Source organism: Xanthocytophaga agilis (assembly GCF_030068605.1).
GTDB classification, from domain to species: domain Bacteria; phylum Bacteroidota; class Bacteroidia; order Cytophagales; family 172606-1; genus Xanthocytophaga; species Xanthocytophaga agilis.
On record NZ_JASJOU010000017.1, the window covers coordinates 24,292 to 39,333 of the forward strand.

A 15,042-nucleotide genomic window follows, 5' to 3' on the forward strand; every position below is an offset into this window, starting at 1 on the left:
CTGAGAGAGAATTGCTCTCCACTCGGAAAAGCCGCCGGTCTTGCCACGAGATTCTTCCAGAAGGACAGGTGAGATAGTTTGAGTGGTTTTCTTAAGGGGACAGCATTGAGCGTCCGCTGCATTGGTGGGTAAAGCCCTGTTTGAGTAGTATCACAAACCTGGACTTGGCTCTCTTTGTCCCAACGCAACGGACGTTGCTTTCAAATTGGGTCCTAACGGACGTTCGAACCAGCGTCTTTCTATTCGAACCAGTGCTCTCTCTTTAAACCTCCATTTCTGGAAAGGGTATGGGACACCATAAGACCACTAGCTACCCTCCTCAAAATGGGCAAAATCGCAGCCCATGTATCTTTAGTTCTTCAAGAACCTAATTCAAATCTGCCTTTGCAGCCTATGCCTTTGGTAGCCCTGATTATCAGGGCTACTTAAATGAATCATCCCGAATTTTTAGTAAAAAATGTCATTGAGAAAGGATCATAAATGTTACAAAGAGAGCAAAGACGACTTCAATCGCGCATGGTCGTGTAGGTGCGTAGGGATAAAAATTCCGCGGGCCTAGCGTTAGCCCTGTGGGGCGAAGCTTTGGAATTTTTTGCCCTTTTTTGCGGCTGGCCCACATCCTGGCCCAACAAATTCTCATTTGTTGTCCTTTTTTGGACAAGCAAAAAATGAAGAGGTCAGTGGAAGAATAATGAAAGGGACAATAAACAAACCCAACTAAAAAGGTTTCTTAAAATCAATCAGCGCCTATACTCTTTTCAAAAGCATAGACGCTGATTTTGTAAAACAAATTCTCATCCAAAATTCGGGATGACTCATGTTTGGTAACCCTGGTAATCAGGACTACTTTACTTTTCAGATCGTTGTATATCGTATAAGCTACTGGACAGGCCAAGAGCCTGTTTGAAATAACATGCTCATCCAGTCTTCCAGATGCCATGTTTTTACAATCTTTCCTTTTTCCAGATAATGAAATTCATGCAGCGCAATGACAACCTTTTTGTTAGATGGCTGCATGCCCATAAATTCATGCGTATGGGTAAATGACAGTTGGGCTCTTACTCCCACTTTCCCTTCTGCACCCACAATATCCAGAATGGTAATCATGATATCAGGAAACATAGCTGTAAAATTCAGGACCAGATCTTTAAATCCTGCTGCCCCTGCCTGCTGTCCGGGAGCTAATGGAATATCTTCCCAGTCAGTAGCCAGAATCTGATCCAGCAGCGTAAAATCTCTTGTTGCAAATAGATTATAGAAGGAATGGATGGTATTGCGTTCTTCAGGGCTAATACCTCGTACCAGGCCTTCTGTTTGATAGTCTTTCATAGTAATTTTAGTGTTTAATTATATATAGTTGATAAGTATATGGGATGATTAATCAACCCCGACAACAATTTTTCCAGGTGTCTGACCAGCTTCCAGGGCAAGATGAGCCTGTGGCAATTGGCTGAATGGAAATTCCTGAGACACATGAGGCCTGACAAAGCCCTTTTCAATTAGTTCGGAAATTTTGGTCAGGTTCTCACCGGAAGAATTGACAAAGATCCTGTATCCACGTACGCTGGCTTTTGCCAGTGCATCCTCCAGTTGGCTTTCAAAATGCGGTTGCAGGTAAACCAGACGCCCTCCTGTAGTAAGCACGCTGATAGACCTGCGGATGTGCTCAACCGAATTGACGGTATCTATCACGACATCTACTTTGGCAACTACCTCTTCAAAAGGTCTGGCCTGGTAGTCAATCCATTCATCTACACCCAGGCTTTCAACAAATGCTTTATTTTTTGCCGAACTGGTTCCTATTACATAGACTCCCAGTTGTTTGGCTATCTGGACAGCAAAATGCCCCACCCCACCGGAAGCGCCATGCACTAAAACTCGCTCTCCTGGTGTAATCTGTGCCTGTAGCACTGCCTGATACGCTGTAAGCGCAGCCATCGGTACAGCTGCCGCCTGAGCAAAGGTGAGTTGGGCTGGCTTTAAGGCAATATGCGTTGAGGAGGCAGCAACATAGGTTGCATTGGTGCGTCCCAGACCGGGCATATTGAGCAAGCCATATACGGCATCCCCTTCCCGAAAGGCTGTAACCTGTGATCCCACTTTCTCGATTACCCCGGCCACGTCCCAGCCCAATATTACTTTATCGGGAATATTGGGCTGGGTAATCATCTCCAGCATGTGAGGATACTGCCTCACTGCACTATCAATGGGATTTAATCCAATCGCTTTCGTTTTGATAAGCACTTCGTCAGGCTGTAAGTCAGGAATGCTATCCGAACTTTCAACCAGGTTTTCAATTCCACCATTTGCTTTCAAAATGTAACTTTTCATGTGTTTACCAGTTAATGTTTACCCTACAAAAGTACTGCTGGGTCATGGCATGGAATGGGTTGAATCAAACCAAAAATGGTATATATCAAACACCCCATTTGTAGTAAAGTAAAAGTTCGGTGAAGAGGCTCTATCCAATGAAATGCAGGTCCTTTAAACACCAGCTTTGTTCAACAAAAAACAGGTCGGCTACTAGCTACACCCGTCCCTAAACGACCTCTTGTCCTTATCCTGTCTTATAGCATTTCTGGAAAAGGGAACTAACATAAAAAGTCACTGGCGTGGGTATCCACCCGTGACTATTTTGAGAGCAGCGTCCGCTCAATGCTGTCGGTTTATTCCTTTTTTCTTATTTATTGTCCTTCTGAAAGAATCTTGTGACAAGACCAGCGGCCTTTACTTTTGGAGGTAATCTTCGCCCAGAAACCAGAGATCACTCTATTTGTCACAAGATTCTTCCAGAAGGACAGAGTGTAATCATTTCAAGAAGAGATTCTTTCAGAAGGACAAGGAGGAAAGCTGAGCTTTTCGGAAGAACAGGAAGAGTGTTTTTTCTTTCTTCTCCAGGCTGGTGATAATACCAACTTGCATGAGGGGAAACAGCTCTTTGGTGAGAACACCAACGACGGAAATAAATGCGTGACACGCTGCCAATCAGCACACCTTTGTCTTCTTAGAAGGTTCATCCCTCCCTGTCCTTCTGAAAGAATCCTGTGACAAATAGTGTCACGTTTGGTTTGTGAGAATAACAAGTACAGTCAGAATCCAAAGGCCGCCGGTCTTGCCACGGGATTCTTTCAGAAGGACAAAAGAATAGATTGTTCTTTTCAGGACAATAAAGAAAAAAGATAAATTAGAAGAAGATAACATATTGACAAATAGAGTGAAAGCCAGCTTTTTGATGCAACAAGGAGAGTGGTGATGACTTCAATCGCGGCAGGTGGTGTAGGTGCGCTGGCAATCTTTTCTCCGCGAGGTTGGCCTTTGGCCTTGCGGGCAGAAGGACCGGAGAAAAGTGTCCTTTTTGGGTTACTTTTTTGGACAAGCAAAAAAGTAATATGGTAGGAAGATGGATGTATTGAAGATAAAAACCTTTTTGGGCAAGCAAAAAAGAAGTGGCCTAGGGAAGACTGAAGAAAGGAACTATAAACCAACTTTGGATACAAACAAGCAAAAAAAATAAGCGACTACCTTCTTTCCAAAAGCATAGAGGCAGCTTTACTCAGTATAGAATTCTTCCGAATGTATCTATTCCCGAAAATGCTTAGGAGTAGTCGTAGTATTTTTCTTAAAAAATTTGATAAAGTTAGAAGGATCTTCAAATCCCAGACACCAGGAAATTTCTGCAATATTCCAGTTTGTATGCTTTAATAACGCCCTTGCCTCTGTCGCAATCCGTTCAGAAATAAGCTGGCTGGTGGTTTTTCCGGTAATCTCCTTGAGTGCTTTGTTTAAGTGATTACTATGTACATGCAACTGTTCCGCAAATTCTCCCGGAAACTTAAGATGTATCTGCTGTAGAGGACTTTCAATCGGAAACTGCCTTTCCAGCAATTCCAGAAAGAGAGTAGCTATCCTTTCTGATGCGTTGGACTGACCGGTTTTAACTACCTCCGACAGGGCAGGTCTTAGTTTTAAGGCGGTGAAGATAAGTTCAAGTGTTAATGTGCGTAACACATCGTATTTAAAGCTAAAGTCTGAACGGATCTCTTGAAACATCTTATCAAAAATAGCTCTGACAGTAGCAACTTCTTCATCGGTAAGGTCTAAAATAGGTGTACCACCGGGCTGATACAAAGGATATTCCTTCAGGCTTCCATGCCCTTTAAAGAACGTATCTGTAAACAGGCAAAATACCCCCCTGGGCTTTTCATCAGCAGGTGTCCATCGGTAAGGAACCAACGGATTGGCAAACATCAACATGTTGTGTTGCACATGAAAAGTCTGATCCACATAGTCTACTGTATTGGGTCCATAAATAAGGGCTATCTTAAAAAAATCCTTCCGACTGTATGGCATCGGATAAGGAGGTTTGGGTCCTGAATAATCTTCCATCCCAAAGACATTAAAATGTCCGATGCTATGTACATTTTCGCTTGGCCAGAACCCTAACTTTTGCCGATAGAAGGCTTCCAGCGATTCCACTTTTTCCATACTAACTATCTGTCAAAGTTATAAAGTTATACCATAGCCCCATTGGTTCCAATAGTTTGCCCGCCTACCTGGTTTGCTTCATCGCTTACAGGCAAAGCAATCACACAGTCAATAGCAGCAGAAATACTCAACCGATTACAAGCACTGATGGCAGAAATGACTCTCATAGATTCCTCCGACTTGCATTCCAGAAATAAATCCGTTAAGGTAGAGTCGGGAGACACCGAGTTAACCTATAATTGTTTTTGATTACAAAAGTATTCTTTCGTAGTGAGACAGAATAGTCAAAGTCAAAGCATTAATGGTTAAAATCAAAGGATAGGTAGTCTGGCCTGTAACTAGGGCTGTGCTTATAAAGTCCCATATCTTTTCTGGAAAAGGATTTTGCAAATAAAGGCCCCACAAAAAGAATAACTCTCTTTCTTATCCTTCCAACAATCTTCTTCCTTTCTGTCCTTCTGAAAGAATCCTGTGACAAATAGAGTTACGCTTGGTCTCTGAGAGAAAAGTACATAGTATTTCTTTAGATGGTATTTTGGACCCTGTATTGGTTCAAGGTGTTGATCAGGATAAGCTAAAGCCTGACTTGCGTGGAATATTCGAGTCCAAATACCATTAGTCTACTTTCTTATACCTATTCTTCCACTTTCTGCTTTTGAATCTGGGATCAAATAAGCTCCCAGATTTCACCTGCCACTTTTCATTCTTAAACTTGACTGACCCTTGCAGATCATCCAGTGCTAATTGTACGGTAATGGAGTTAATCGTCTTATCGGGAAGTTTCACCGTCAGCTCTTTATACCCTATAAAACTGACCTGTAAACTATCATAATCAGCCAATGGAAAAAGACCTTCTCCACTAGTGTCGCCAGCCCTGCCTGTTATCTGTCCCTGATGAGTCATCTGAATAGAGGCTCCCGGCAGTGCAGCCGCATCCTGGTCAAGAACTCTCACAGAAAAAGTTTTGGTTGCACTGATACCCTGTTCTACTACTGTAGATTCTCTGGAAAGAAACAACTCCGGATCAGAGTTTAAAATCAATTGATGCCCTTTTACTTCCCAGCTTCCTTGAGTTTTCAGAAATTGTAATCCCTCCTGCCCCTCAAATACAAACCGATGGTCTGGATGCAGCGTAATTTTAGTATGAAATTCAAAGTCTGCATAGTGCCAATATCTTCCTACAATCCGACTCTCCAATGGTTTACAGGACACAAGCATGAGCAACCCAAACAAAATGTATATTTTTTTCATTTTTCCAATGCGTGTTACTATATCATAGATGCTTTTCCTTTATTTTTTCCATAAATTGATTGATTCGTCTTTGATTTAAGCCAAACAGATACGGAAACCTGCCTCGTGAAGTCCCAATATGCTTTACATTCACATGAATATGCTCATCTTCAAGCAATACTACAATCTGTTGTTCTAGCAAGCGAGACCACACACTGGTATAGGCAACCAGGACATAGGTATTCTCATGAGTAAGCTTCCAGCCAAGCTTGTGAATACATTGTCTGATAAGCTGTCTGTTTTGTTCACTATTTAGCCCTGTTTCTATACTGGTCAATCTATCTTCCCGAAAAAATGAGAGTAGTTGTACCATAAAAAATACCCCGACTAGTATTCCTACTATACTTATTTCTGTTACTGGCTGTTTAGAATGAAGCCAATCCCATACAACAATAGCTACAGCCGCCACTGTAAGTACAAACAGCCAACTTAGCACAATGACCGCTCTGAACGTATCCAGTTGAAACTCTTTACTGGACAACTTACCTGCTTTAATGTCCCTGTCAATTTGGTCTTTTTTCATTGTTGGTATTAGCTCACCCAAAAAACACATTACCCTATCTACTCAAAATAAAGATCTCGTTTCCGGTTTATTAATCTGGGAGATAGATTCAAGCTCTGTGCCTGAGCTACTAAACTCCACAGAAAACACTGGGAGAGACTATCTTTTTGTAGAGGAATAAACCTCTCCTGTTTTTGAGAAGACTCATGTTGCCATCGTTGCAATGCAGCATCTGGAGCCTGCCAGGTAAGTGAAGAAGTTACAGTATCTGGCGGTTCCGAATGGAGTGCTTTGTAGTAAGCAAGCAGATTGCCCGTAAGATCTCCTTTCCGGAAGGAAGATCCTTCACTGATAAGCTTATAGGGAAAGCTACCCTGCATATCCTCAAACTGCTCTGACACATCCATGAGGATCAAAAGTGTAGCAGCGTCTGTTTGTTCTTTGCTCATTCCTGTTGCCAAACGATAGGTGGAGGCAGCTTCTGCAATGAGCCTTTTTCCGGAAAAGGAATACTTCATAGTCTGCCTGTAGGTGATGTCAAAACTATCTTTTCGGGTTGCGTTTTGCTGATACATCCTTGTTAGCAGTTGTCTGGGGCCATCCGGAATGGCATGATCCTGTGTAATCCATCCACATTCATGGCTATATCGGATGTTGCCAGCCAGAATTTCTGCTTCCGTGTTTGAAAAAACGATCCATACATCTACGATTGCTGCACAGGCAAAGAAAGCCAGGATAAAGAGGAGTCTGGCAGGAGATAACTTCTTATTCATGGATGCTCAGCAGGCTTTTGGGTAGCTATCTTTCTGGTATAGATTCTGGTGAATGCATATCCCACAGCCAGTTGCCAGATTACTATCCCCACAAAGTCTGAGCTACCCGGCAAATGGACAGCTGTCAGAACAAAAAATGCCAGCGCAGCAAATAGCAGAACAAAAATAATGTCAAGGTAGGTAAGATAGCCTAAACACTGAAATAAGGTACAGAAAAGGAGTGTTTCTAAAATAGCCCCACTGACAGAGGCCAGGATTACAAAAAAAGGGTTTGGAGAAAAATAGGCTTGTACTAACGATAGTTGCAACATTAGAAAATAGAGCAGTGTACTTAAAGATAAGAAGAGTACAATGCGGAGCCTGGTTTCAGAAAGCATGGTTGAAATGGCAATGGAAAAAGTAAGTCCAAGCCCGGCATAGATTACTATGGATTTAAAAAAATCAGTAGAAAAGTAAAAAATAATCTGGCACAGGCCATATCCAACAATAATATATAGCAGTACTCGCCATTGAGGGAAGACCTGAATATTTTTAACATCTGTTTCAAATCCAGAAAACAAGCTCATAGCTGTGTGGTATAGAAATCCTGAAGTGTTATATTATTATTATAGAAAGCCTCACAGCTCTCCTACCCAACGAATAGCTTTCCTTTAGTGTCAATATAACTTTCGGGCGAATATTATCAGAAAAAAGGTAAACTATCAAATCCAGAGATTTGATAAAACAATGGAGCAGGTGGTTTTATAGGTTTGTGATTCCAGCACATAACATCAAATAAATAGATCTCTTTGGATATAAACGTATCTATCCGATCAGGTACAGGTAATTGTTCACATGGAAACGTTTAATTCGGAAAGAATATGTATTAAATTAAACTGGTATTATCTAAAGGTTTTACATCTCTCAGCTTTAGATATAATTGTTCTACTACCCATAAACGAGTTTTGTAGTATTCCTTGTGAGTAGACATAGTTTCATCACTTATACACTTTTTATATAACTGACTTATGTATGTATAAATGTCTTCATACATAGGATTTCCAGCAAGTTTAGCAATTATCATTTTGTAGAACCAGATTCCATCATTATGTACAGGAAAGTCAATTTTTTCCAGTGTTTTATTAACAACAGAGTCTAGCTTGTCAATATGTGAGTATTGATCTAACCGAGGCTTAAGCAAAGTTTCCCAGCTGTAAATTAGCTTGTTACTAATATCTTCAATGGAACAATTATCAAAAGGAATCTCCATTCGGGTTGGATTCTTTTGTGCATGCGATACTGGGTCTTTCTCATAAGGGACACCACTAAACGTATACAAAAGTATCTTTTCGGAAAATGCCAGAGGTGTTTTCTTGTATTCATCCCAGTAACTTTCAATATATTTAATGGTCCTTGCACATTCAATCATTGTACTGAATTTCTTCTTCCATTTGTCTTCTCCAGCATATAACCACACATAATCGGAATAGGTATCACTATCATACCTAAATTCTACAAACTCTTTATCTGTTAGATAATATCCGTGTTCGTTAAAATAGATAGCGAGTTGATCCCTCAACTCTGAAGTAAATTTTACATGTCGTTTAGTCAGCTTCATCAGGATTGTCTGGTTGCCGGTAATAGTATACGTTTCATTCTCTTATGGCAAGAGATTTGTACGTTTACAACAGTTTTCTATTGACGTATTTACAAAATACTATTCAAATTTGAAATAGTTGCATGATAATCTGTAAAACAACGAAACCGGAAAGGCCATCAGATCGGGGATTGAAACTCCACAGGTCTGCATTTTTTCAGAGAATTGAATAATTCTTTCTATACTTACAGCCGTAAAGAAGAAAAATACAGATACCTTGACACCCCAACGTTATCGAATCGCTGTACTGTTAGATACGTCCAGAGCCTACGACAGAGATGTTCTTAAAGGCATCACGCATTTTAATAAACTATACGACAAGTTTACCTTCTTCTTTTATTCACCTACCTATATCCAGCCAGCCGACTCGGATAAGCTGTGGACCCGCTTACAACACTGGCATCCGGATGGAATCATCGCACGGGAAACTGCCGGAATGGATCAGTTGCAATCCTTTCAGGTTCCTCTTATTATATCTCCTCATACCCAAACCTATCCCGATTGTATCAATCTGTGGGCAGACAACAAAGCGATAGGCGAACTCGCAGCCCGATATTTTGTGGAAAAAGGGTATAAACATCTGGGCTTTATAGGATTCAAAGAGTTTCAGTGGTCTATAGAGCGACAACTGGCATTTATACAATCCCTGCAGGCTTGTTCACTATTCGCAGAAACATTCCTGTTTGATAGCCAGCAAATGAGCTGGGAAGACCTGCCATCCAATCTCGGCCAATGGGCGCAGCAACTCCCCAAACCCTGTGCTGTCTTTTCGGCTACAGATGAACTTAACATCCACTTGCTGGAAGCCGCCCGAAAAGTCAATCTGAGCATACCCGACGAACTGGTTCTTCTGGGAGTAGACGATGACCAGTTGCTTTGTGAGATGATGCAACCTACTCTATCCAGCATAGATCAGAATGCGTTTCAGGCTGGATACCAGGTAGCAGAAGGGATGTTACACTGGCTGGATACCAACCACCCCCCGGAAGCAGATTTTATCATTCCTCCCAAGACGGTAGTAGTCCGTCAATCGACCAGTTCGCTGGCTATTGATGACCCTCAGATTCGGTTAGCACTATCATTTATCGGAGAGCATGCTCCTTTTAAAAATATTCGGGTGGAAGATGTAATTGCCGTAACCCACCACTCCCGACGGATTCTGGAAAAGAAATTCAAGTCCCAGCTTAATACATCCATTCTCGATCAGATCCGCCTGGTCCGTATTAACCGGATTAAGTATTTACTCTCTGAGTCAACGCTGACTATTCAGCAGATTGCTTATGAAATGGATTTTGAAAACCCAGACAATATCACCCGCTATTTCAGGCAGGCTACAGGGTATAGTCCTCTGGAGTATAGAAAGAAATACCAGTCTGGTAATTCTGCTCCTTTACACTAGCACCCTGTGAGGGTTTATCAATCCTTTCCTTTTGTGGAAATGTGCGCTATAGGGTTGTTGCTTCAATTTCATCTGTTCATATTCCCAATCATTATTCTTCCACAAGCCTGTGCATGTTTCCTTCCAGATTTGGTTTAAAGTCCAGAACGTATCTCTTCTTATCGCCGTGTCACTTTTTTGCTTGCCCAAAAAAGTAACCCAAAAAGGGCACCTTTTCCCGATCCTCCTGCCCACAGGCCAAGGGCCAACCTCGCGGGAAAAGGAAACCCTACACATCTACACCACCACACACGATTGAAGTGACCATTATTTTCTTTGTGCCATGTGCTAGAGGTAAGGAATAATCAGATTATTTTTTGGTACAAAGAGAGTGAAGATGCATTTAAACGCGAAAGGTTGTATCTGTGCGTTGGCCTTCTTTCTGCCGCGAGGAAAGCCCATGGCTTTGCGGGGGGAGGTTCGGCAGAAAGTGCCCTTTTTGGGTTACTTTTTTGGGCAAGCAAAAAAGTGACACGGCGATAAGAAGAGAAATGTTCTGGACTTTAAACCAATTTTGGATACAAACAAATAAGAATGAAAGAAGCTGATGGAAGAGTGAAGACAGAGAGTATAAACAAGTATAGATACTAGCCAGTAGTGGGAATATTCTTTACAGGAGGATAAAAGACATTCTTCTCATCCTCCCATTTCCTATTCAAATAATCCATTCGCAATTGGACAGCTTATAAACGCAAAATGCAGGTTCTTTTCTGAAAAACCCCTCCATCTTTACAACTCAACACAAACCTGACAAAGCCTGAACAGAAGGCTCTCAGGTACTGACTTTACTTATCAGGAATTATTGCACAATGGCTAATTCTCTTTTTGTTCTCAGAGTATGTCTGGTAGCAGCTCTTGGCGGACTGCTCTTCGGATATGATACAGCTGTAATCGCGGGTGCTATCGGTTTTTTACAAGCCCGGTTTGATCTTTCGCCCACCATGGTTGGCTGGGTAGCCAGCAGTGCCATCTGGGGATGTGTGGCGGGTGTAGCTTTCGCAGGCTATCTCAGTGATCAGTTTGGCCGTAAAAAAGCCTTGCTGCTGACAGCGTTTCTATTTACCATTTCAGGGATTGCAACGGCATTACCCAATAGTCTGTCTCTCTTTATTCTGGCTCGCTTTGTGGGTGGACTAGCCATTGGGGCTGCCTCTATGCTTTCCCCACTATACATTGCCGAAATTGCCCCTCCTCATATACGAGGCAGACTGGTAACCTTGTATCAACTTGCCATCGTGATTGGAATTAACCTGATTTACTATGTAAACATGCAGATTGCGGCTATGGGTGATCAGGCATGGAATACACAAACCGGCTGGCGGATCATGCTAGGGTCTGAAACGATTCCGGCCATTCTGTTTGGCATACTCTTGTTCTTTGTTCCGGAAAGTCCACGCTGGCTTATCAAGCAAGGGAAAATCGGACAGGCACTGGACATTCTCAAGGCCGTCAATGGTACACAACAGGCAGAGTCTATCCGTGAACAAATCAGGGAGTCTCTGGAGAAAAAGACAGGCACATTTAGCGACTTGTTTGCACCCGGACTTCGGAAAGCCCTGAGTATCGGTGTTGTGCTGGCCTTGTTTTCTCAGATTACCGGAATCAATGCCATCATCTATTTTGCCCCGGAAATTTTCAAACGCATAGGCTTTTCGGCTGACTCAGCCTTCATGCAAACATTTCTGATTGGCATTATCAATACCATCTTTACCATTGTGGCCCTCTGGCTGGTCGACTGGCAGGGACGTAGAAAACTGCTCCTCTGGGGTGTGGCAGGTATGACAATCTGCCTGGGAGTAGTTGGGTACTGCTTTTACTTCTCTCTTCTTTCAGGTCCCTGGTTGTTGATTGCCATATTGGCCTATATCGCCTGTTTTGCCTCTTCACTCGGACCCATTCCCTGGATTATTATTTCAGAGATTTTCCCTACCCAAACACGGGGCGTGGCGATGTCTGTCGCTACAGGCATGGTATGGGTAGGAGTGCTTCTTATTACACAATTTACTCCTATCCTGCTGGATAGTGTAGGAGGAGCTTATCTGTTCTGGATCTTCATGGGCAATTCTATTGTGCTCTTCTTATTCACATTGAAAAACATTCCTGAAACAAAGAATCTGACACTGGAAGAGATAGAACAACAGTGGAAGTAATTGTATCTACCTATTTTTTTGTCCATGACACCAAATTCCAAAGCAGCGATAGCTATTGACATGGGAGGCACTACCCTTAAGATTGGTATTGTGCACCAGGGAAAAATCGTAACGGTTCACAAACAACCCGCCTCCTCCCGTGCCAGTCTCGAAAGCATTCTCAACGAACTGGTACCGGTAATCAATGATCTGATTCGTCAGACATCCATAGTACCCTATGGGATAGGCATTGCCTTTCCGGGTATTGTAGACAGTCCAAACAAACGTATTCTGTCTGACTATGTCAAATATCCCAATGCCAAAGATATCGATCTTACAGACTGGGCAGTAACTCACTGGAATATCCCTCTGGCTATTGAGAATGATGCACGGGCAGCCCTGGTAGGAGAATGGCAATATGGAGCAGGCAAATTATCCAATGATCTGGTACTGGTTACATTGGGTACTGGGTTTGGCTCAGCAGTTATCATGGATGGCCGACTAGTACGCGGCAGAAATTACCTGGCAGGCAATCTGGGTGGACATATGACTATTAACCTGGATGGTCGTGTGTGCAACTGTGGAAATATTGGTTGTCTGGAAACCGAAAGTTCTGGCTGGGCACTACAGGATCTGGTCGAAAGTTCGCCTATCTTTCCGTCCAGCACGTTAGCCAGACAGGAGGAGATAAACTTCCAAACCTTGTTTCAGCAAGCTAAAATAGGCGATTCACTTGCCAATAAACTAGTGCATCATAGCCTGAAGGCCTGGGCTCTGGGGATTATCAATCTGATTCATGCCTATGATCCTGAAAAAGTGATTGTTGGCGGTGGCATCATGCATAATAGTGAAATTATAATCCCTTATGTAAAACACATGGAGCAAAAACACAGCTGGAGTAAAAACAATAATGTCTCCATTGTCGCTGCCGAACAGATTGAATTTGCGGCTTTGCTAGGAATGGATTATCTACTAACCAGCTATACTCATTAATCTTTTGGTGTTATGTCATCTCATTACGATAAATTTCCTAAAACAACTGTCTCTGCAGATTCTCAACAGGTTATTAGTGGTTGGCCTGCTATTTTAGATGCACTCACCAATCAGTTACAGGAACTCCAAAAACAACGGGTGATCCTTGTTGTGGATACCTATCAGGGTGTCAATCATACAGAAGCAGAAAGCGCCTTTCGGTCTTTGCCACATACTGCCTTTTTTAAAAGTACGGATGCCTTTAAATCCGTAGAGCAATGCAGGCAAATGGTCGATCCGGACTTAACCGATGACCCTGTGTTTGGTAGAATTACCAATCTAACAATCAAGGATTTCTTTGAGGAAGAGAAAGTATCAGCTATTCAGGCACAAATTCAGGCTATCCGGACAGGACTGGTAATTGTGTATGGAGAGGGAGCTTCGTATGTAGCGCCACAACCAGACCTGTTGCTGTATCTGGATATGCCACGCTGGGAGATTCAACTGCGGATGCGACAAAAGCAGGTAAGCAACCTGGGAGCAGATAATGCAACTGAAGCATTTTCCCGTTTGTATAAACAAAGTTACTTTATTGACTGGCGGGTACTCGACCTACACAAAAAGACATTATTTACCCGTCTGAATTACTACCTGGATACCGTACAGGCAGAGGTTCCGAAAATGGTATCCGGATCTACCTATCTGGAGAGTCTTTCTCAACTGGTAAAACAACCCTTCCGACCTGTACCGTTTTTTGATCCGGGTCCTTGGGGAGGACAATGGATGAAAGAGGTGATGGGTCTGGATAGCTCTGTAGTTAACTTTGCCTGGGGGTTTGACTGTGTACCAGAGGAAAACAGCCTGCTTCTGGCTTTTGGAGACATCTCACTGGAAACACCTGCTATCAATCTGGTTTTCCTGCATGCCCAAGCTTTACTTGGAGAGCATGTACATGCTGTTTTTGGAGAAGAGTTTCCAATCCGGTTTGACATGCTCGATACCATGGATGGAGGCAACCTAAGTCTTCAGGTCCATCCTACCCGAGAATATATCCATGAACACTTTTCGATGCCTTATACGCAGGATGAAAGCTATTACTTTCTGGATGCCAAACCCGATGCCTTTGTCTATCTTGGGGTGAAAGAAGGAATTGACCCTGACCGGATGATTACTGCACTAGAGGACGCACAACATTCTGGTAATCCGTTTGATGCAGATGAATATGTAAACAAGTGGGCTGTCAAAAAACACGATCATGCCTTGATCCCGGCAGGAACCATCCATTGTTCTGGCAAAAACAGCATGGTACTTGAAATCAGTGCCACCCCCTATATCTTTACTTTCAAGCTTTGGGACTGGGGAAGAATGGGACTCGATGGAAAACCGCGGCCAATTCACATTGAACACGGACGCAAGGTTATTCAATGGGAACGGGATCAAAACTGGACAGCTCAGCAGCTTCTGGACCAGATTGAAATACTAGCTAGTGGCGAAGGCTGGAAAGAAGAACGTACCGGACTACATGCACTGGAATTTATCGAAACACGAAGACACTGGTTTACGACTAAGGTTTCCCACCATACACAAGGTACTGTCCATGTACTGAATCTGGTAGAAGGAGATCAGGTACTGGTGGAAAGTCCAACACAGGCATTCGCTCCGTTTGAGGTTCATTATGCAGAAACATTTGTTGTCCCTGCTGCTGTGGGAGAATATACCGTTCGTCCTATTGGGAATTCATCCATGTATGCAACAATGAAAGCGTATGTGAGAAATCCGATACCCTAAAACGTAAGTTTCTCTGAGAAAACTATCAT

Annotated in this window: 13 protein-coding genes; 4 read left to right on the plus strand and 9 right to left on the minus strand. The window is 42.7% G+C overall.

Annotated features, from left to right (window positions below; all coding sequences use genetic code 11):
• Positions 1–879 precede the first annotated feature (879 nt).
• The 9 genes from QNI22_RS33210 to QNI22_RS33250 form a co-directional block, all read right to left on the minus strand.
• Positions 880–1,329, minus strand: coding sequence for an ester cyclase (locus tag QNI22_RS33210; RefSeq protein WP_314517774.1), 450 nt, complete (start codon positions 1,327–1,329; stop codon positions 880–882).
• Between the two features lie 48 nt (positions 1,330–1,377).
• Positions 1,378–2,331, minus strand: a complete 954-nt coding sequence (locus QNI22_RS33215; RefSeq protein ID WP_314517776.1) for an NADP-dependent oxidoreductase — start codon at positions 2,329–2,331, stop codon at positions 1,378–1,380.
• A gap of 1,248 nt (positions 2,332–3,579) precedes the next feature.
• Positions 3,580–4,485, minus strand: coding sequence for a helix-turn-helix domain-containing protein (locus tag QNI22_RS33220; RefSeq protein WP_314517778.1), 906 nt, complete (start codon positions 4,483–4,485; stop codon positions 3,580–3,582).
• 26 nt (positions 4,486–4,511) lie between these two features.
• Positions 4,512–4,652, minus strand: coding sequence for a hypothetical protein (locus QNI22_RS33225; RefSeq protein ID WP_314517781.1), 141 nt, complete (start codon positions 4,650–4,652; stop codon positions 4,512–4,514).
• A gap of 448 nt (positions 4,653–5,100) precedes the next feature.
• On the minus strand, positions 5,101–5,736 hold the full coding sequence (locus QNI22_RS33230; protein WP_314517784.1) for a carboxypeptidase-like regulatory domain-containing protein: 636 nt from the start codon (positions 5,734–5,736) through the stop codon (positions 5,101–5,103).
• A 22-nt stretch (positions 5,737–5,758) separates the two neighbouring features.
• Positions 5,759–6,298 (minus strand): hypothetical protein, encoded by a 540-nt coding sequence (locus QNI22_RS33235; RefSeq protein ID WP_314517787.1) that lies wholly within the window; start codon positions 6,296–6,298, stop codon positions 5,759–5,761.
• 38 nt (positions 6,299–6,336) lie between these two features.
• Positions 6,337–7,050 (minus strand): hypothetical protein, encoded by a 714-nt coding sequence (locus QNI22_RS33240; RefSeq protein WP_314517789.1) that lies wholly within the window; start codon positions 7,048–7,050, stop codon positions 6,337–6,339.
• Complete coding sequence (locus QNI22_RS33245; RefSeq protein ID WP_314517793.1) at positions 7,047–7,616, minus strand: hypothetical protein; 570 nt, start codon at positions 7,614–7,616, stop codon at positions 7,047–7,049. Before QNI22_RS33245 ends, QNI22_RS33240 begins: the two co-directional genes overlap by 4 nt.
• A 299-nt stretch (positions 7,617–7,915) precedes the next feature.
• Entirely contained in the window at positions 7,916–8,647 is a 732-nt protein-coding gene (locus QNI22_RS33250; protein WP_314517794.1) for a hypothetical protein, read from the minus strand.
• A gap of 256 nt (positions 8,648–8,903) precedes the next feature.
• Here QNI22_RS33250 and QNI22_RS33255 point away from each other — a divergent pair, with 256 nt between their 5' ends.
• The 4 genes from QNI22_RS33255 to QNI22_RS33270 all read left to right on the plus strand — a co-directional run bounded on the left by QNI22_RS33255 (position 8,904) and on the right by QNI22_RS33270 (position 15,013).
• Positions 8,904–10,085 (plus strand): XylR family transcriptional regulator, encoded by a 1,182-nt coding sequence (locus QNI22_RS33255; protein WP_314517796.1) that lies wholly within the window; start codon positions 8,904–8,906, stop codon positions 10,083–10,085.
• Between the two features lie 848 nt (positions 10,086–10,933).
• Positions 10,934–12,274, plus strand: a complete 1,341-nt coding sequence (locus tag QNI22_RS33260) for a sugar porter family MFS transporter (RefSeq protein ID WP_314517798.1) — start codon at positions 10,934–10,936, stop codon at positions 12,272–12,274.
• A 24-nt stretch (positions 12,275–12,298) separates the two neighbouring features.
• Positions 12,299–13,246 carry an ROK family protein gene (locus tag QNI22_RS33265; protein ID WP_314517801.1) on the plus strand — a complete coding sequence of 316 codons (948 nt, stop codon included), beginning with the start codon at positions 12,299–12,301 and terminating at the stop codon, positions 13,244–13,246.
• Between the two features lie 12 nt (positions 13,247–13,258).
• On the plus strand, positions 13,259–15,013 hold the full coding sequence (locus QNI22_RS33270; protein WP_314517803.1) for a class I mannose-6-phosphate isomerase: 1,755 nt from the start codon (positions 13,259–13,261) through the stop codon (positions 15,011–15,013).
• Positions 15,014–15,042: the final 29 nt, after the last annotated feature.